The organism is Jatrophihabitans sp. sgz311053, assembly GCF_056135305.1.
This window is the reverse complement of the sequence record NZ_JBWAXP010000002.1, coordinates 1176681-1195282: the sequence shown is the minus strand read 5'-3', so window position 1 is coordinate 1195282 and position 18602 is coordinate 1176681. Positions and strand designations below refer to the sequence as shown.

Genomic DNA, 18602 nt, shown 5'->3' with positions numbered 1-18602 from the left:
TCCACGCTGCCCGCCATGGTCGCGACGAGCCGAGCGGCCTCGTCCGCGGCGGTAGCGTGGGCCGAGTCAGGGACGCATCGCACGCCGGACACTCGCTGCCGGCCTCAGTCCCTGACGATCGTCTCTGGGTCGCTTCGCCGGCCAGATCGGGTCGTCCCATGCACCCACCATTCTGTCTCACGGCAGCCGGCACCACCGCGTGACGGACGCACCGGCTCGGGTCGTCTTCGCCAGTCGCGTCGCGCGACGTGATCGCCTCAACGGTGCCTGGTGGCCGCGATCGGCCGACCTCGTCCGTGAGCTGCCGCTGTTGCTCGCCGCCGTCCCACCGGCGCTGCGGCCGGTGCACGGCGTCACCCTCAACCGGGCTGAGTGGCCGAACGCACCGCTGATGTTCAAGGCCCTGCCCGTTCAGAGTCCGGCCCTCAACTGGTACGGCCTGGACCAACCGTGGTTGGCGGTACTGCACTGCGCGCCGCAGACTCGATGGGTGCTGCTGGCCCTGCCATCGGAGACGGACGAGGAACTCGCTCACGCCGCGATGCTGTTGGCAACCACGCCGGGGAACGCCAGCTCCACGACCGAGGTCCTGGAGTTGGCCCGCCACCAGGTCGCCGCCGCGCCGCCGACTGGTCAGCCGCCGTCCGATGTCGGCGTAGTGTGAGCGGTACTGAGGCTCTGTCGCACGCCGGCCACCGTTGCCGGCCTCGCCCTCGGCGAACGACACCGTGGGCCGCTACGCGGCCCAGTGAGGCCTTCTCATGGACATCGTCCACCCCACCTCGTCCCGTGCCCGCATGCAACTGCGCGAACCCCGATCCAGCGACGGCTTCGTCGATGGCGCCTGGTGGCCCGGCAGCCACGACCTGACCGTCGAGGTGCCGGCGCTGTTGAGCCTCCCGGCCCTCGGGGATCGCGAGGTCACTCGAGTGACCTACCACCTGGCCGAGTGGGACCCCGCGCCGCGCCAACTCATGGTCGCTGGTCGCAAGGTCAGGCTGAGCGGGTACCGCACCGGCGAGCCGCACACCGTGCGGCTGTCCGACACCCGGGGACGAGTCCGCCTCGACCTGGTCCTCGTCGCCCCGGAGACCGAACCCGAGATCGCGGAGCGGATCCTGGCGCTCGCCGCGGAGAGCGGCAGTACACGGCGCCCCGGCGAGATCCTCACCGAGGCCCGCTCCGACTGAGCTGCTGGCGGGGTTGGCCCTATCCGAGCGCGGTCAGCGGTCCGTCCCGCACCGGACGAGACGGGGTTGGCCCCATCCCCGCGCGGTCAGCTGTCCGTCCCGCACCGGACGAGACGGGGTTGGCCCCATCCCGGCGCGGTCAGCGGTCCGTCCCCGCCGCGCAGGGGTGGGGCCAACCCAGCCCGGGCACGACCCCAGCCCGGGGCCAACCCAGCCCGGGCACGACCCCAGCCCGGGGCCAACCCCAGCCCGGGGCCAACCCAGCCCGGACCAACCCCAGCCCGGGCGGACCTCAGCCCACCCGGCGGACCACCGCCGCACGTCCGGGCGCATCGTCGGACATGTGGTCGGGGTGCAGGATGCCGGCGAGGGCCTCGACGCCGTCGACGAGCCGGGGCCCCGGCCGGACGATGAGCGCATTGCCGTCGATGGCCCAGACCGGGACATCGGGCAGCTGCTGCGCCACCAGGGCGGCCTGCTCGGCGGCGCCGTCCAGGCCGAAGCCGCAGGGGGCGACCACGACGACCTCGGGGTCGGCGTCCCGCAGGGCCTGCCAGGTCGTGGGTCGGGACCGCTGCCCCGGCGTGCCGGCGACCGGGTCCCCGCCGGCGGCCCGGACCAGATCGGGAATCCAGTGGCCGGCCGCGAAAGGCGGCTCCACCCATTCGACGACGGCCACGCGCGGGGCGGGCCGGCGACGCACCCGCAGCGCGATGTCGTCGAGGCGTCGCAGCAGGCCGGCGATCACCGCGTCGCCCCGCTCGGGCACCTGCGCCGCCACCGCCACCGTCGCGATGGTCCCGAGCACCTCGGGCAGCGTGTACGGGTCGAGCGTGACGACATCGGCCGAGCAGCCCAGATGCTGCAGCGCCGCTGCCACGGTGTCGGCCGGCAGCGCGCAGACCCGGCAGAGGTCCTGGGTCAGCACCAGATCGGGGTCCAGGCCGGCGAGCGCGTCGCGGTGCAGGGTGTACAGATCCGCCCCGGCCGCCGCCTGCTCGCGGACATAGGCGTCGATCTCGCCGGGCGTCATCGCCGAGGTGTCCCGGCCGCCGACCACGACGGCGTGCCGGGTCCGCGCGTCGGCCGGTTCGTCGCACTCGAAGGTGACACCCACCAGCTGGTCGTCCAGGCCGAGGGCGTAGACGATCTCCGTCGCCGACGGCAGCAGCGACACGATCCTCATGGCGCGAAGGTAACCGGCGCCTCGAACCGCGCGCGGCGCGCCGCCCGGCGGAAGACGGTGAGCACCGCCGGACCGACGACGAGGATGGCGAGGAAGTTGGTGACGGCGCGGCCGGTGTCCCAGCCCAGCGACGTGGCGATGTCGAAGAGCAGGTAGCGATGGAACTGCTCCCCGAAGTCCGCGCCGGGGAGGTAGGCCAACGAGCTGTTCGGGTCCACCGAGAACGGCCAGAACGACAGGTTGAGCAGGAAGCCGAAGACGTAGCCCGAGATCGCCCCGTACACCGCCAGCAGCACGATCTCGGCCCGTCCGCGGGCGCGCGGCAGCAGCCCGGCCAGCAGACCGACGAAGGCGCAGCCGAACATCTGGTACGGCACCCACGGCCCGACACCACCGGTGAGCAGCGCCGAGGCGAACAGCGACGTGCAGCCGAGGGTGAAGCCGAAACCGGGGCCGAAGACCCGGCCGGCGAGGACGAGGACGAAGAAGACCGTCTCGACGCCCGCCGTCCCCGCCCCGAGCGGACGCAAGGCGGCGTTGACCGCGGAGAGCAGGCCGAGCATGGCGACGGCCTTGGCGTCGATGCCACCGTCGGCGATCTCGCTGAAGACCACCGCCAGCACCAGCAGCAGCAGTCCGCCGAAGAGGATCGGCGCCAGGGTGCGGTCGTCCAGCCGGCCGGGATCGACCACGAACGGCCAGAGGAAGGCCACGAGGCCGATGAACGACGCCATCGTCAGTGCCAGCACGCTGCGGTGCGGGAGGCGGACGGCCCGCGCGCTCACGGCAAGGCCGCCTCGACCTGGGCGACGGTGAGGTACGGCAGCGGGGCGAGGATCTTGGCCGTCTGCGGCGCGAAGGCGGGCGAGGCGACGACCACCTCGGTGGTGGGGCCGTCGGCGACGATCTCCCCCTCGGCCAGGACGACGACGCGGTCGGCTGCGGCGGCGGTGAACTCGACGTCGTGGGTGCTGATGACGACCGCGCGTCCCTCGGCCGCCAGTGCGTCCACGATGCCGATGAGCGCCTGCTTGGCCGGATAGTCCAGGCCGCGGGTGGGCTCGTCGAGCAGGACGACCCGCGGGGCGGCGCGCAGCTGGATCGCCAGCACCAGCGAGAGCCGCTGCCCCTCGGAGAGATCACGCGGATGCAGCTCGTCGGGGATACCCGGCGCGAGCCGGTCCAGCAGCGAGCGCGCCGGCTCCCCCGCGACCCCGGCCTCGCGGTCGGCCTGCGCGAGCTCGGCACCCACCGTCGGCAGGTACAGCAGATCGGCCGGCGTCTGCGGCACCAGCCCGACCAGCCGGCGCGCCTCGGCCGGCGGCAGCGTGCCGGGGTCCCGGCCGGCGACGTCGACGCGGCCGTCCTGTCGGGGACCCGAGCCCTGCAGCGCCCAGAGCAGGGACGACTTGCCCGACCCGTTGTGCCCCATCAGCGCCACGACCCGCCCGGAGGTGAGGGTGAGGTTCACACCGCGGACGGCCAGCACCTCGCCGTAGCGCACCACGACCCCGCGCGCGACGAGCACCGGGCTGCCGGGCGCGGCGGGCAGCAGCCGCGGCGGCGGCACCGGACGACCCGCCAGCTCGGCACGCAGGGAAGGCGCCCGCCGTCGTGCGTCGCGCACCGACAGCGGCAGCGGCGACCAGCGGGCAAGGCGACCCAGCTCGACCACCGGCGGCGCCACCGTGGTCGTCTCGAAGGCGGCGGCCGGCTCGTCGTCGGTGACGGTGCCGTCACCGTGGACGTGGATGACCCGATCGGCGTACTGGACCACGCGCTCCAGCCGGTGCTCGGCCACCACCACCGTCACGCCGAGGTCGTGCACCAGCCGGGTGATGGCAGCGAGCACCCCCTCGGCCGCGGTGGGGTCCAGCGCCGAGGTCGGCTCGTCGAGGACGAGGATCTTCGGGTGCGCGGTGAGGACGGCGCCGATCGCGACCCGCTGCTGCTGCCCGCCCGAGAGCTCGTGCAGTGCCCGGTGCCGCAGCTCGGTGAGGTCCAGCAGCACCAGCGTCTCCTCCACCCGCTTGCGCATCACCTCCGGCGGCACCGCGAGCTGCTCCATGCCGTAGGCCAGCTCCTCCTCGACGGTGTCGGTGACGAAGGAGGCGAGCGGGTCCTGCCCGACGACGCCGACGAGGTCGGCGAGCTCGCGGGGCGGGTGATCGGCGGTCGAGCGGCCGTCCACCCGCACGCTCCCGGCGAGCGTGCCGCCGGTGAAGTGCGGGACGAGACCGTTGATGGCGCCGAGCAGCGTCGACTTGCCCGACCCGGTCCGGCCCACGACGAGGCAGAGCTCGCCCTCGTCGATGTGCAGGTCGACGTCACGCAGCACGGGTGCGTCGCTGCCGTCGTAGGTGACGGTGACGCGGTCGAAGTCGATCATGAGACGCTCACCGGCTGCCGGGCGCCGGTCGGCGAGGAGGTGCGCGGCGGAGCAGGGCGGCGGCGGACCGGCGGCGGCGCGGCCAGCGCGGCGGCACCGGCGAGCAGGATGCCGAGGACCGGCAGCAGCGGCAGCTGCGGCCAGGACAGCGGGTAGAGGTCCGGGTTCAGCTGCGCCGGGTCGTAGCCCACGGTGAGGAACATGACGACGGCGCAGAGCACGCCGCCGGTGGCGACGATCCACTCCGGGGCGCGCCAGGGATCCGGGCGGTAGGCGGTTCGGGTGACGCGACGGCTGCCGGCGACGAAGCCGAGCAGGCACAGCACCGTCCCGAGCGCCAGCGCCGGATAGCCGAGCAGGGCGGGGGTGGTCCCGTCCAGCAGGCCGTAGACGCCGAGGCAGAGCCCGACCATCCCCGCGAGCAGCAACGCCGCGGTGAGGCGGCGGCTGCCCCGACTCGCCCGGCCGGCGCGGCCGTAACCGCGGGAGTCCATTCCGGCGGCGAGCCGCAGCGAGCGCTCGAAGGCATCCTCGAGGACGGGGACGGCGACCGACCGCAGCACCCGCAACCCCTTGCCGCCGCCACCGCGCAACTTGCGGGCCCGGTTGACGCGCTGTGCGCTCTCGACCAGCTGCGGCGCGACGGTGAGGGCGACGACGACGGCGACGCCCAGCTCGTAGAGCGCGCCGGGGAGCACCCGCAGCGCACGCTTGGGGTTGGCCAGGACATTGGCCGCGCCGATGCAGCAGAGCAGCGTCCCGAGCCGCAGCCCGTCGAAGACGGCCGACAGCGTCGCCTCGAGCGAGACCGGTCCGCCGAGCCGCACCCCGGCGTACCAGTCGGGGGTGTGGATCGTCGGCAGCGTGAACAGGACGTGGTCGTCGGGCGTGATGCCGGTGGCGAAGATAGAGCGGAAGACGACGCGGATCGCGATGACGACCAGGGCCATGATCAGGTAGAACCGGAACGCCCGCGCCCAGGGCGAGTCACTGCGCCGGTTCGCCACGACGAAGCCGAGCACCGCCAGCAGCAGGACGAGCAGCAGCGGGTTGGTGGTGCGGTTGGCGGCGACAGCCAGCCCCACCGCCCAGATCCACCAGGCGACGGGGTGCAGCGTGCGCGGCACGCGGCCACCCGTCGCGCGGGTCATGACCCGTCCGCCTCCGCCCTGCGACGGCGCAGTGCGGTGCAGCCAGCGGCGGCGGCGAGCAGCAGCGCCAGCGCCGCGCCGAGGACGACGGGCAGCGCCGAACCACCGCCGGCCTTCGGTCGGGCCGCCGCAGGTGCGGCGTCCACGATGGACGGGGCCGACGACGCGACGGGCTGCGCGGCCTGCGTGGTCATGCTGCCCGTGACCGACGTCGACGGCGTGGCACGGCGGGACGCGCCAGTGGTGGACGTCCTCGTCGGGGTGCCGGTCGAGCTCGGTGCCGCGTCGGATCCGGCCGTCCGGGCGGGCGGAGCGACGGCGGGGGTGGCGCTGCGTCGCGGCTCGACGGTGGTGCGCGAAGCCCCCGGGCGCGTCGGGGCTGTCGTCCTCGTCGGCGCGCTCGACGCGCAGGCACGGGCCCGGCCCGCACGAGCGTCCGCGGGGCTGAAGCACGGACCGCCGGTGGTCCCGCCGGTGTCGGTGGCCCCGAAGACCCAGGCGTCGATGCTGCCGGGCCGGGGCTGGTAGCTCATGGCGCCGCGGGTGCTGTAGCTCCAGGACGACTGGCCGGCGTTCGCGTGCCAGTAGGACCAGTACGCCGAGGCCGGTGGTGTCCGGACGCAGGCCTCCTGCCGCTGTGTCGGCAACCCGTCGATCCGGCAGACGAAGGCGGGACCGTCCTGCTGCGTGCCGGTCGGCGTGAAGCCCGCCGTCTCGAGCGCCTGGTACCCGGTGGTGGGTGACGGGTCGCAGCCGCGCTGGACATTGCCGCCCAGGGCGCGGAAGTCCACGACGACGAGCACCCCGGACGATGTCGAGCATGACGAAGCCGGGGCCGCCTGCGCCGCCCCGAGGCCCCCTGCCGCGACCGCCGCCGGCGCGACCGTCCCCGCCACGGCGAGGGCCGAGGCGAGGACGAGTCGACGGAGTCGGCTCATCGTGACCGGTGCCGCCCGGCCACGACCACGGCCCGGCGCCGGCCCGCGTAGACCAGCGCCGCGCCCGCCAGCAGCAGCGCCAGTGCCCACCACAGCTGCGCGGCGGTGGTGACGCCGGTGGCGGCGACCGGCTGCGCGCCGCCGGCGGCCGGCTGCGACCCGCCGCCGGAACCACCGGAGCCACTCGCGGGCGGGGTGCCGCCCGGCGGCGGGGTGCCGGGGTCCGGGACGGCCGCGTCGCGCGGCGTCGAGGCGATGCGAGCCCCGGAGAGCGTCACGAGCGTGCCCTGCGCGGCGGCGAGGACGGCCTGGGCGGAGGCGCGCAGGTTGGCCGTCGTGTCACCAGGGTTGAGGGCGTAACCGCCATCGGCGATCGCCAGTGAGTGCAGCCCGGCCAACGACCGCTGCCAGAACCTGATCGGCGCGATGGTCTTGGGACCGGGCGGGTCGACGGTCTCGGAGTGCAGCGCGGTCACCAGCGTCTGCAGTCCGGTCGCGGCCAGCGCGGTGGAGTTGGAGTTGTCCTTGGCCTCGCCGACGTACAGTCCGCTGCTCTTTTGCGCATTCTCGAGGTAATGCTGTGCCCTGCCGAGCACCGCGTCGGTGTTCGGGACGGTGGCGAGCGCCTGGATGGCGAAGCCGGTGGCGTCCGGCGTCGAGACGCACTTCGCCTTCCCGGTGATCAGCTCGGGGGTGAAGCCACCGTCGGCGCACTGCAGCTGCCGCAGCCGGACGACCGGCGCGCTGTCGAAGCCGAGGTGGTCGCTCGCCTGCGGTGAGGCCTGCAGCGCCAGGACGCCGAGGGCCTGCGAGATCTGGCTGCTGGCGTAGTAGAAGTCGCCCGGCGCGGTGCACAGAGCGCCGTACTGGCCCTGGACGGCCTTGGTGCAGACCTTCTCACGCAGCAGCTTCAGCAGATCCGTACCGCCGAAGTCGTGCGGGTCGCCGCCGGTCGCCTCCGCGACGAGCGCGAGCTTGGCGAGGCTGCCGCTGTAGGGACCCTCCGGATCGGCGAAGCCGGCGTACGCCGAGACCTGCCCCTCCAGGTAGGTGGTGATGGCCGCGACGCTCTCCTCGTGGTCACCGGTGGCCAGCAGCGCGAAGAGGGCGTCCGCGGTGAGCCCCTGGTCGGGGTAGGCGACACCGTCGAAGGTGGTCTCGTAGTGGTCGCCGTCGGTGAGCTGGTCGACGAGGTACTCCGCGCCCGCGGCGGCGTCGTCCTGCGAGCGCAGGTCACGCAGTACCGAGCCGAAGGGGACCATCGCGGCCCCCGAGAGCGCCTGGGCCGAGGCCCGGATGTCCGAGCCGTCCTCGCCGGCGGCGATGTCGAAGCCGCCGTCGGCGTTCTGCGCCGCGCCGAGGAAGGCCCGCGCCTTCGCGATCTGGCGGGCGTAGGTCTCCGCGTCCAGCGTCATCGCCTGCAGCGCCAGCGCGGCGGAGTTCACCGAGTTGCCGGCGGCGCCGGGGAAGCCGCCGTCTGCGGCCTGCTGCCCGGCGAGCCAGCGCAGCGCCTTGGCCAGCGCCGTGCGCGCGGCAGTACCGGGGACCAGGGCCAGCGCCATGGCGGCCATCGCGGTGGTGTCGGTCTCGGTCCGGGTCCTGGTCGCGTCGGTCCAGAAGCCGCCGGACGAGGCCTGCTGCGAGAGCAGGTAGCGCACCTGCGTCGTCGCGTCGGCGCCGTCGCGCAGCAGCGCCAGCACGCCGAGGGCGTGACCGAAGAGCGAGGGGGTGTAGCGGAACGCGCCCTTGCCGCCGCACTGGGTGGGCTCGTCGGCCTTCGCGCAGGTGACCTGTCGCAGGGACGCGATGAGGTCGACGCCGCCGAAGCTGCGCGGGTTCGCCCCGGACGCCTCGGCCAGCAGGGCGAGCTTGCCGCTGCTGCCGCCGTCGGCGTACTGCGTCCCGGCGAGGGTGTAGTCCTCGGCGTGGGCGGCGAGGTAACCGACGATGTCGCGCAGCGTGGCGTCCCGCGTCCCGACCCCGGCCAGCGCGAGCGCGGTGTCGATGGTGAGGCCGAAGTCGGGCACGCCGAAGGGCTCGTAGTGGGTGCCGTCGGTGAGCTCACCGACCAGGTAGTCGGTGGCCGCGGCGAGATCCGGGGTGCCGGGGGCGGCGAGGCTCCGCGCCTGCGCCGAGCGCAGCGCTGCGCGGGAGGCCGGCAGCCCGCTGCGGACCTGGTTCGGGGTGAAGGTGGGCTTACCCGTCGTCCCACCGGTGTCGGTACCGCCGAAGACCCACGCCTCGACCGAACCGGCGGCGGGCTTGTCGGCGTCGGCGCCCCGGCTGCTGTAGGTCCAGGTGTTGACGCCCTTGGCCGCGGTCCAGAACGACCAGTAGGCGCTGGCCGGCGGGGTGTTGACGCACGGCGTCTCGGCCGCGGTCGGCCGCGGACGTCCGCTGTCGAACCGCGGACTGGCGAGCCGGCAGACGAAGGAGGGGAAGCGCTGCGTGCCGGTCGCGGTGAAGCCGGCCGACGTCAGCGCGGTCCGCCCCGAGGCCAGGTCGGTGGCACAGCCACGGACGAGCGGACCCTTCCACGTCGCGAAGTCGACGGCGACGAGCGCGCCGGAGGAGGTGGTGCAAGTCCCCGTGTCGCCGACCGGGGTCGTGCTCCGCGCCGCCGGCTTGGCGGCGACCGCGACGGTCCGCTTCCCCGTCGACGCCCGGTAGCTGCCCTTCGCCCCGCGGTACGTCGCGACCACGGTGCGTTTGCCGGCAGTGGCGAAGGTCGTGGTGCAGCGGGCCTTGCCCGCGCGCACGGTCACCTTCGCGCAGCCGCGGAGGGTGCTGCGGCCCGCGGTGAAGCCGACAGCTCCCGTGGCCGCCCGGGGTGACACCGAGGCGGTGATCGTGACCCTGGCGCCGGCCATCGCACGTCCTGCGGTCACCGCCGTCGTGGTGGCGCGGGGCTTCGGGGCGGCATCGGCCGGGACGGCGGTGGCCACCCCGGTCGCGAGCAGCAGGGCGGTGGCGGCGGCGAACAGCCGCGGCGGCCGAGAGGTCATCGATGTCCGTTCGTTCGGGGTGTCCCGCTTCGCGAACGGCGTCGACCGGTGTCGGCCGGGCACCGTCCCGCGACCACGACGAGACACTGTCCAACCAGTTCGGGCAGGCATTCCGACTCACCACGTTCGTCACGTGGCACACGGCTGCGGGTCAGCGCCGGACTCACACCGGCTTCCCCTGCACCGAACTGGAGCAACGACCGCGGCGGCTGCCGCAGTCGAGGAACGGTATCCGCCGCCGCGAACGGGGGTCAAACGACGCCGGACGGGACGCCGACAGGTCACACCGCGACCGTGCGTCGGCGGCCCGAGCCGGGACGAACGGGTCATACTTTGCCGGTGACCGGCGCCGCGACCTCCCTCGACGCGCTCGCGGCCAGGATCGAATGGCCCGACGCCGAGGCCGCGGCCGCCGCCCGCTCGAGCGTGGGCCCGGCAGGACGGCTGGCGGAGCTGCGCGAGTGGTACGCCGCGGCCCGTGGCAGTTTCCCGCCCCCGCCGCCGGCCCGGCCGCGACTGTTGCTCGTCGGTACCGGCGACGCGCACGTCGCGGTGTCGGCCGCCGCCGCCGAGGTCGGGGTGCGGATCGTCGCCAATGGCGGCACCGAAGCCGGAGCGCAGGCCGGCGCGGGGACTGAGCCCGGCGTCGGACCCGGCGTCGGGGTCGGCAGCCACGAGGGGCTCGCCGTCGGTATGACGATCGCCGACGAGGAGGTCGACGGCGGCACGGACCTGCTCGTCGTCGCGACCGGGACCCCCGGCGAGACGCTGCCGGTGGTGACCAGCCTGCTCACCACCGCCGAGCCGACCGCACTGCTGCCGCGGGGTGCCGCCGCCGTGGACACCGCCGCCTGGATCGACCGTGCCGAGCGGGTCCGGGACCTGCGCCGTCACGTCGCCAACCTCCGCCGGGACCCGGCGGCGCTGCTGGCTCACCTCGGCGATCCCGTGCTGGCCGTCACCACCGGCATCGTGCTGCAGGCGGTGAGCCGCCGGACACCGCTGGTCCTGGACGGGGTCACGGCCACCGTCGCCGGTCTCGTCGTCGCCGACCTCGCCTCGCGCGCCGCCCGCTGGTGGCAGGTCGCCGACACCCTCGCCGACCCCGTCCACGCCCGGGCCGCCGACGAGTCCGGCCGCACGCCGCTGCTCGACCTCGGCGTCACCAATGCACCGGGCACGACCGGGTTGCTCGCCGTCCACCTGATACGCGCGGCCCTCGGCGCGGAAGGGTCGCAGGCGTGACCTCCCCCCAGCGGAATCCGGAAGACGCCGTCCTGTACTCGGTCCGCGTCGCCGCCGCGTGGACGTGGCGCCTGCTGGTCATCGGTGTCGGGCTCTACCTGCTGGCGCAGATCTTCTTCCGCATCGAGCTGGTCGCCTTCTCCTTCGTCCTCGCCCTCTTCTTCACCGCGGTGCTGCACCCGCTGGAGCGGTGGCTGCGCCGGGTGCCGGGGACGAGATCGGTCTCGGCCGGGCTGGCCGTCCTCATCGGCATCGCGCTGCTGACCGGGATCGGCTACTTCGTCGCCTGGCAGATCAACGCCCACTCCGCCGACCTCGGCAAGCAGCTCTCCGATCTGGTCGACCAGACCAAGAACTGGCTGCAGGACGGCCCGTTGAAGCTGAAGTCCAAGGATCTCGACAACATCACCACCGAGATCACCAAGACCATCCAGGATCACCAGGACGCCTTGATCAGCGGCGCGATCGAGACCGTCCGGACCGTGGTGGAGCTGCTCGGCGCGCTGCTGCTGATCCTGCTCTCGACCTTCTTCCTGCTCCGCGACGGCGAGCAGATCTGGCAGTGGACGCTGCGGCTCTTCCCCGGCGCCGCGCGCGACCGGCTCGACGCCGCGGGCCACGTCGGGTGGAAGACCCTCGGCGGCTACATGCGCGGCCAGGTGCTGATCGCGCTGTTCCACGGCGTCAGCGTGACAATCATCCTGCTCATCCTCGGCGTGCAGCTGGCCGGCGCCCTCGGCGTGCTGATCTTCCTCGGGTCCTTCATCCCGCTCGTCGGCCTCACCGTGGCGGGCTCGCTCTGCGTCGCCGTCGCCCTGCTCGAGGACGGCCTCGGCGCGGCGATCGTGGTTGCGGTGGCGATCATCGTGCTCGTCCAGCTCGAGGCCCACTTCCTGCAGCCGTTCATCATGAGCCGCAGCGTGGAGGTCCATCCGCTGGCCATCGCGCTGGCGGTGCTGACCGGCACGGTCCTGGCCGGCATCGTCGGCGCCCTGCTCGCGGTGCCGCTGGTGGCCTTCCTCAACGCGACGATCCACGCGCTGCGGGACAACCCTGTCCTGCCGATCGGCGACTCCGGCTTCCCGGTGCAGACGAGGACGAGTGTGGGCGGCGAGCCCGTCGACCTCGCCGACGCCTCCGATTCCGCGGATCCGCCCGAGGTCTCCGAGGCCGAGGGCGAGGCGGAGGGCCGCTCCTGAGCGCTACCGCACGTGCGACGGGACGAACGGCGGCTTGACCACCCGGACCGCGCTGCGTCGGCCGCGCAGGTCCAGGGCGAGCTCGGCCCCCTCGGCCACCTCGGCGGCGGTGTCGATCAGGGCCAGGCCGATCCCCTTGCGCAGGGTGGGCGAGAAGGTGCCGCTGGTGACCTCGCCGACCTGGTTGCCCTCGGCGTCCAGGACGGGCATGTGGGCCCGCGGGATGCCGCGGTCCAAGGCCTCGATCCCGCGCAGCCGCCGCGACGGCCCGGCCGCCCGCTCGGCCGTCAGCGCCTCGCGACCCCAGAACTCGTCCTTCTTCCAGCCGACCGCCCAGCCCGAGCCGGCCTGGACCGGGGTGATGGCGAGCGAGAGGTCCTGGCCGTGCAGCGGATAGCCCATCTCTGTCCGCAGCGTGTCCCGGGCACCGAGGCCGGCGGGGAGGCCGCCGTGGGCGCGGACCTGCTCGACGAGCGCGTCCCAGAGCGCGGGGGTGACCTGCCAGGCCGGGACCAGCTCGTACCCCAGCTCGCCGGTGTAGCCGGTGCGACAGATCCGGACCGGACCCTGCTGCCAGCTGCCGTCGGCGTAGGCCATGTAGTGCTCGGGTACCGGCAGGCCGAGCGCGGCGAGCACGTCGGCCGCCTTGGGTCCCTGCACCGCCAGCACGCCGAAGTCGCGGTGCTGCCCGGTGACCTCGATGCCCGCGGGCGCGGCGGCGCTCAGCCGGCGGACGACCTCGGCGGTGTTCGCCGCGTTGGGGACGAGGAAGACCTCGTCGTCGCTGACCAGGTAGGCGATGAGGTCGTCGACCACGCCACCGGACTCGTCGCAGCAGAGCGTGTACTGCGCCTTGCCGGGGGCGATGCGGCCCAGGTCGTTGGAGAGGCAGCGGTCCAGGAAGGCACGGGCGCCGGGGCCGCGCACGGTGGCCTTGCCCAGGTGCGAGACGTCGAAGACGCCGACCGCCTCGCGCACCGCCGCATGCTCCTTCAGGACGCCACCCCCGCTGGCGGCGTACTCGATCGGCATCAGCCAGCCACCGAAGTCGGCCAGCTTCGCCCCGAGGGCGACGTGCCTGTCGTGCACCGGGGACTGCAGCAGCTCGCTCACGCCGACGAACCTAGCGGGTCTCCTCGTCACCGTCGGGTGTTCTGCACCCGAAAACGGGTGCAGTGCCCTTCCCGCGGTCGCGTGTTCTGCACCCGGAAACGGGTGCAGTGCCCTTCCCGCGGTCGGGTGTTCTGCACCCGGAAACGGGTGCAGCGCCCTTCCCACCGTCCCGTGTTCTGCACCCGGAAACGAGTGCAGCGCCCTTCCCACCGTCCGGTGTTCTGCACCCGGAAACGAGTGCAGCGCCCTTCCCACCGTCCCGTGTTCTGCACCCGGAAACGGGTGCAAAACACCCGACCGTGAGAGCGCTACCTAGGATCGACCCATGCCGCTGACCGTCACCGTCGCCGACCCGTCCGAACTCGCCAAGGCCGACGCGGTGGTCGTCGGCCTCCGGCGGACGGCCAACGGACCGGAGCTGGTCGGCGGCGCGGGGCCGGTCGACGAGGCGCTGGGGGGTCGGCTGCTGGCGGCGCTGCGATCGCTGGGCGCCCATGGCCGCGGCGACGAGGTGCACAAGGTCCCCACCCTCGGCCTGGCCGAGGTGCCGCTGATCGTGGCCGCCGGAGTCGGCGACGACGCGACCGACGCCGAGGCGCTGCGCCGGGCGGCGGGGGCGGCGCTGCGGTCGCTGGCGTCGCGAACCGACCTCAAGCGCGTCCATGTCGCCATCGACGGTGCCCCCGGCGCGCTGGCCGAGGGGGCGCTGCTGGGCAGCTACGCCTTCACCGACTACAAGTCCTCGCCGCGCAAGAGCGCGCTGCGCACCGTCGCCATCGAGACGCCCGCCGCCACGGCGGCCGCCGCGAAGGCGGAGCTCAAGCGCGCAGCCGTCGTCGCCGGCGCCGTCTCGACGGCCCGCGACCTCGTCAACACCCCACCGAACGACCTCTACCCGGAGGCCCTGGCCGAGCGTGCCCGGGCGCTGGGCAGCGAGCGGGGCCTCGAGGTCGAGGTGCTGGACGAGAAGGCGCTCAAGAAGGGCGGCTACGGCGGCATCCTCGGCGTAGGGCAGGGCAGCGTCCGGCCGCCGCGGCTGGTGCGGCTGAGCTACCGCCCCCGCCGCGCCAAGGCGCACCTCGCGCTGGTGGGCAAGGGCATCACCTTCGACACCGGCGGCATCAACCTCAAGACCGCCAACCTGACGTGGATGAAGTCCGACATGGGCGGCGCGGCCGCCGCCGTCAGCGCGATCGCCGCCATCGCCCAGCTCAAGCTCCCGGTCTCGGTGACGGCCACGGTGCCGATGGCCGAGAACATGCCGTCGGGCACCGCCTACCGGCCCTCGGACGTGTTGACCATGTACAACGGTCGCACCGTCGAGATCGGCAACACCGACGCCGAGGGACGGATCATCCTGGCCGACGCGATCGTCCGCGCCGGCGAGGACTCCCCCGACTACCTCATCGAGGCCTCGACCCTCACCGGGGCGCAGCTCGTGGCGCTCGGCAGCCGCACCCTCGGCGCGATGGGCGAGCCGGGCTGGCGCGACCGGGTCGTCGCCGCCGCCAACGCCGCCGGCGAGCCGGCCTGGGCGATGCCGCTGCCGGCCGAGCTGCGCGGCGGTCTGGACTCCCCCGTCGCCGACCTGGTCAACGTGGCCAACGACCGCTTCGGCGGCATGCTGGTGGCCGGCCACTTCCTGGCCGAGTTCGTCCCCGCCGGGCTGCCGTGGGTGCACCTGGACATCGCCGGGCCCGCCTTCAACCAGGGCGGCCCGTTCGGCTACACCCCCAAGGGCGGCACCGGCGCCGCGGTGCGCACCATGGTCGCCGCCGCCGAGCTGCTCGCCGAGTAGCCGGTTCAGCGAGAGGTGCGGTTGCGCTCCGTCCACTCCCGCATGCGCTGCGGGTAGCCCACCTTGACGGCGTCGTAGAGCGGCAGAGCGTGCTTCTTGGCGAAGTCGGCGGCACCGTCGGGACCGTTGACGCGACGGCGGGTCCATTCGCCGTCGTGGGCCACCAGGACCACGGTGGTGTCGGTGACCGCGGTCCGCGGCTCGACGAAGGCCTCGACCCCGGTCCGCGTCTGCAGGAAGTCGGCGAGGTGGTCCAGGTCGGTCGAGGATCCGGTGCGTTGCGTCCCTGCGCGCTGCTTGCGCTTGAACAGTCCCATGGCGCGCATCCTCGCACTGCCGGTCCGGCATCAGCAGTGAATGACCGACAGTGCCAAGATGGACACAGCCGGTCGCGCTCGGACCGGTCCCCAGCAGGTGAGCCGGTACCAAGGGAGTACAGCAGTGGCAGACAAAGACGTCGACCTCGTGGTCCTCGGCGGCGGCAGTGGCGGTTACGCCGCGGCCCTGCGGGCGGCCGAACTCGGCAAGTCGGTCGTCCTCATCGAGAAGGACAAGGTGGGTGGCACCTGCCTGCACCGCGGCTGCATCCCCACCAAGGCACTGCTGCACGCCGGTGAGGTCGCCGACAGCGCCCGCGAGAGCGCGACGTTCGGCGTCAACGCCACCTTCGAGGGCATCGACATGGCCGGCGTCAACAAGTACAAGGACGGCGTCATCTCGAAGAACCACAAGGGTCTCGCCGGCCTGATCAAGGCGCGCGGAATCGAGACCGTCGAGGGCGAGGGCAAGCTCGTCGGGCCGAGGACGGTCCAGGTCGGCGGTGAGGGCGGAGACCGCTACACCGGGACCAACGTCGTGCTCGCCACCGGCTCGTACTCCCGCTCGCTGCCCGGCCTGGAGGTCGACCACCGCCGCGTGCTCACCAGCGAGAGCGCGCTCCAGCTGGAGTCGGTGCCCGAGTCGGCCATCGTCCTCGGTGGCGGCGTCATCGGCTGCGAGTTCGCGTCCGCGTGGACGTCCTTCGGCACCAAGGTGACGATCGTCGAGGCACTGCCGCACCTCGTCCCTCTCGAGGACGAGGCCAACTCCAAGCAGCTCGAGCGCGCCTTCCGCCGCCGCAAGATCGATTTCAAGCTCGGCAAGCGGTTCGAGAAGGTCGAGACGAGCGACTCCGGCGTCACCGTCACCCTCGAGGGCGGCGAGACGCTCCAGGCCGAGCTGCTGCTCGTGGCCGTCGGCCGCGGTCCGGTCTCGGCGGGTCTCGGGTACGAGGAGCAGGGCATCACCATCGAACGCGGTTTCGTCGTCACCGACGAGTACCTGCGTACCTCGGTGGATGGCGTCTACGCCGTCGGTGACCTCATCAGCATCAACTCCCAGCCCCACCTGCAGCTGGCCCACGTCGGCTTCGCCGAGGGCATCCAGGCCGCCGAGCACATCGCCGGGCTGCCGGTCGCGCCCATCGACTACGCCGGCGTCCCGCGCATCACCTACTGCCAGCCCGAGGTCGCCTCCGTCGGCCTCACCGAGGCCCAGGCCGTCGAGCGGCACGGCGCCGACAACATCAAGACCGTCACCTACGACCTCTCCGGCAACGGCAAGAGCGCGATCCTTAACACCAAGGGCGCGGTCAAGCTGGTCGCGGAGAAGGACGGCCCCGTCCTCGGTGTTCACATCGTCGGTGACCGGGTGGGCGAGCTGATCGCCGAGGCGCAGCTCATCTACAACTGGGAAGCCCTCCCCGGCGAGGTGGCGCAGCTGATCCACCCGCACCCCACCCAGTCCGAGGCGATCGGCGAGGCGCACCTGCTTCTCGCGGGTAAGCCCCTTCACGTCCACGACTGACGCCCCGTCCGCCTCCGCAACCGCAGCCTTCTGACACACAGGGAGTACCCGCACCGATGTCGACGTCCGTGACCATGCCGCGCCTGGGTGAGAGCGTCACCGAGGGCACCGTGACCCGCTGGCTCAAGGCCGAGGGCGAGCACGTCGATGCCGACGAGCCGCTGCTCGAGGTCTCGACCGACAAGGTCGATACCGAGGTGCCCTCGCCGGCCTCCGGCACGCTGCTGTCGATCAAGGTCCAGGAGGACGAGACCGTCGAGATCGGCGTCGAGCTCGCCGTGATCGGTGACGCCGGCGAGGACGGCGGCTCGTCCGGCGGCGGTGCCGAGGCCGAGCCGGAGCCGGAGCCCGAGCCGGAGCCGGAACCCCAGCCCGAGCCGGAACCCCAGCCCCAGCCGGAACCGCAGCCCGAGCCGGAGCCCGTCAAGGCCGAGGAGGCCCCGCGTCCCGCGCCCAAGCCGGCCCCCAAGCCGGCTGCTGCCCCGGCACCGGCGCAGCAGCCCGGTGAGTCGGCTGCCGACCCGGCCCCCGCGGCCGAGGAGGAGTCTGCCGGCGCTTACGTCACGCCGCTCGTCCGCAAGCTCGCCAGCGAGCACGACGTCGACCTGAGCACCGTCACCGGCACCGGCGTGGGTGGGCGCATCCGCAAGTCCGACGTCCTCGCCGCGGCCGAGCAGGCCCGCGACGCCGTCGCCTCGGCGCCTGCCGCGAGCTCCGGCACGGCTGACCGGGCCGCCGCCGGCGCCAGCGACAAGCCCGACGCCGCCGCCACGGCGGTGGCGACCGCTACTCAGCAGCGGGGCAAGGTCGAGAAGATGTCGCGGATGCGGCAGGTCATCGCCGCCCGCATGGTGGAGTCGCTGCAGATCTCAGCGCAGCTCACGACCGTCGTCGAGGTGGACGTCACCCGTATCGCGCGGCTGCGCGAGCGGGCCAAGGAGGAGTTCGAGGCCCGCGAGGGCGTCAAGCTCTCCTTCCTGCCCTTCTTCGCCGTGGCGGCGATCGAGGCGCTCAAGGCGCACCCGGTCGTCAACTCCTCGGTGAACCTCGAGGACAAGACGATCACGTTCCACGACGCCGAGCACCTGGGGATCGCGGTCGACACCGACCGCGGCCTGCTGGTGCCGGTGATCCACGACGCGGGTGACCTGAACCTGGGTGGCCTCGCGCGCAAGATCGCCGACCTGGCGGCGCGGACGCGGGACAACAAGGTCGCCCCGGACGAGTTGGGTGGTGGCACCTTCACGCTCACCAACACCGGCAGCCGCGGTGCGCTCTTCGACACCCCGATCATCAACCAGCCGCAGGTGGGCATCCTCGGCACCGGGGCGGTCGTCAAGCGGCCCGTCGTCATCGACGACGAGGACCTCGGCGAGACGATCGCCGTGCGTTCGATGGTCTATCTGGCGCTCTCCTACGACCACCGGGTCGTGGACGGCGCCGACGCGGCCCGCTTCCTCACCACCATGAAGCAGCGGCTGGAGGCCGGCGCCTTCGAGCGGTCACTCGGCCTGTCGTAGGACGTCCCGGAACGGGTAAGACC

At 73.4% G+C, this 18602-nt stretch carries 15 protein-coding genes and 1 riboswitch; of the genes, 7 read left to right on the top strand and 8 right to left on the bottom strand.

Going from position 1 to position 18602, the window contains the following annotated elements; all coding sequences use genetic code 11:
- Window positions 1-199 precede the first annotated feature (199 nt).
- On the top strand, window positions 200-664 hold the full coding sequence (locus tag AC0NZQ_RS14550; protein ID WP_474530593.1) for a DUF5994 family protein: 465 nt from the start codon (window positions 200-202) through the stop codon (window positions 662-664).
- A gap of 97 nt (window positions 665-761) precedes the next feature.
- A complete protein-coding gene (locus tag AC0NZQ_RS14545; RefSeq protein ID WP_474530592.1) occupies window positions 762-1190 on the top strand; it encodes a DUF5994 family protein in 429 nt (142 codons plus the stop codon).
- A 292-nt stretch (window positions 1191-1482) separates the two neighbouring features.
- Here AC0NZQ_RS14545 and AC0NZQ_RS14540 read toward each other — a convergent pair whose 3' ends face one another.
- Genes AC0NZQ_RS14540 through AC0NZQ_RS14515 form a run of 6 tightly spaced genes read right to left on the bottom strand, consistent with a single transcriptional unit; the run spans window position 1483 to window position 9859 of the window.
- Window positions 1483-2376 carry an ABC transporter substrate-binding protein gene (locus AC0NZQ_RS14540; RefSeq protein ID WP_474530591.1) on the bottom strand — a complete coding sequence of 298 codons (894 nt, stop codon included), beginning with the start codon at window positions 2374-2376 and terminating at the stop codon, window positions 1483-1485.
- Window positions 2373-3110 (bottom strand): ECF transporter S component, encoded by a 738-nt coding sequence (locus AC0NZQ_RS14535; protein ID WP_474531405.1) that lies wholly within the window; start codon window positions 3108-3110, stop codon window positions 2373-2375. Before AC0NZQ_RS14535 ends, AC0NZQ_RS14540 begins: the two co-directional genes overlap by 4 nt.
- Before the next feature lie 47 nt (window positions 3111-3157).
- Window positions 3158-4765 carry an ABC transporter ATP-binding protein gene (locus AC0NZQ_RS14530; RefSeq protein WP_474530590.1) on the bottom strand — a complete coding sequence of 536 codons (1608 nt, stop codon included), beginning with the start codon at window positions 4763-4765 and terminating at the stop codon, window positions 3158-3160.
- Window positions 4762-5916 (bottom strand): CbiQ family ECF transporter T component, encoded by a 1155-nt coding sequence (locus tag AC0NZQ_RS14525; protein WP_474530588.1) that lies wholly within the window; start codon window positions 5914-5916, stop codon window positions 4762-4764. The genes AC0NZQ_RS14530 and AC0NZQ_RS14525 overlap by 4 nt, the downstream gene beginning before the upstream one ends.
- Window positions 5913-6854, bottom strand: a complete 942-nt coding sequence (locus AC0NZQ_RS14520) for a hypothetical protein (RefSeq protein ID WP_474530587.1) — start codon at window positions 6852-6854, stop codon at window positions 5913-5915. Before AC0NZQ_RS14520 ends, AC0NZQ_RS14525 begins: the two co-directional genes overlap by 4 nt.
- On the bottom strand, window positions 6851-9859 hold the full coding sequence (locus tag AC0NZQ_RS14515; protein ID WP_474530585.1) for an Ig-like domain repeat protein: 3009 nt from the start codon (window positions 9857-9859) through the stop codon (window positions 6851-6853). The genes AC0NZQ_RS14520 and AC0NZQ_RS14515 overlap by 4 nt, the downstream gene beginning before the upstream one ends.
- A gap of 85 nt (window positions 9860-9944) precedes the next feature.
- Window positions 9945-10078, bottom strand: a riboswitch (cobalamin riboswitch).
- Window positions 10079-10198: 120 nt separating this feature from the next.
- On the opposite strand from AC0NZQ_RS14515, the gene AC0NZQ_RS14510 reads away from it, so the two are divergent.
- Window positions 10199-11104, top strand: coding sequence for a nicotinate-nucleotide--dimethylbenzimidazole phosphoribosyltransferase (locus AC0NZQ_RS14510; RefSeq protein ID WP_474530584.1), 906 nt, complete (start codon window positions 10199-10201; stop codon window positions 11102-11104).
- Complete coding sequence (locus tag AC0NZQ_RS14505) at window positions 11101-12303, top strand: AI-2E family transporter (protein ID WP_474530583.1); 1203 nt, start codon at window positions 11101-11103, stop codon at window positions 12301-12303. The genes AC0NZQ_RS14510 and AC0NZQ_RS14505 overlap by 4 nt, the downstream gene beginning before the upstream one ends.
- 3 nt (window positions 12304-12306) lie before the next feature.
- Here the strand turns inward: AC0NZQ_RS14505 and gcvT are convergent, their stop codons facing one another.
- The gene (gene gcvT / locus AC0NZQ_RS14500) at window positions 12307-13416 is read right to left on the bottom strand and encodes a glycine cleavage system aminomethyltransferase GcvT (RefSeq protein WP_474530582.1); all 1110 of its coding nucleotides are present in this window, start codon (window positions 13414-13416) and stop codon (window positions 12307-12309) included.
- A gap of 325 nt (window positions 13417-13741) precedes the next feature.
- Here gcvT and AC0NZQ_RS14495 point away from each other — a divergent pair, with 325 nt between their 5' ends.
- Window positions 13742-15214 (top strand): leucyl aminopeptidase, encoded by a 1473-nt coding sequence (locus AC0NZQ_RS14495; protein WP_474530581.1) that lies wholly within the window; start codon window positions 13742-13744, stop codon window positions 15212-15214.
- A 5-nt stretch (window positions 15215-15219) separates the two neighbouring features.
- On the opposite strand, the gene AC0NZQ_RS14490 is transcribed toward AC0NZQ_RS14495, so the two are convergent.
- The gene (locus AC0NZQ_RS14490) at window positions 15220-15531 is read right to left on the bottom strand and encodes a hypothetical protein (RefSeq protein WP_474530580.1); all 312 of its coding nucleotides are present in this window, start codon (window positions 15529-15531) and stop codon (window positions 15220-15222) included.
- 124 nt (window positions 15532-15655) lie between these two features.
- Between AC0NZQ_RS14490 and lpdA the strand changes: the two genes are divergently transcribed.
- A complete protein-coding gene (gene lpdA / locus AC0NZQ_RS14485; protein WP_474530579.1) occupies window positions 15656-17059 on the top strand; it encodes a dihydrolipoyl dehydrogenase in 1404 nt (467 codons plus the stop codon).
- 56 nt (window positions 17060-17115) lie between these two features.
- Complete coding sequence (sucB, locus tag AC0NZQ_RS14480) at window positions 17116-18579, top strand: 2-oxoglutarate dehydrogenase, E2 component, dihydrolipoamide succinyltransferase (protein WP_474530576.1); 1464 nt, start codon at window positions 17116-17118, stop codon at window positions 18577-18579.
- The last annotated feature ends 23 nt before the right edge of the window (window positions 18580-18602 follow it).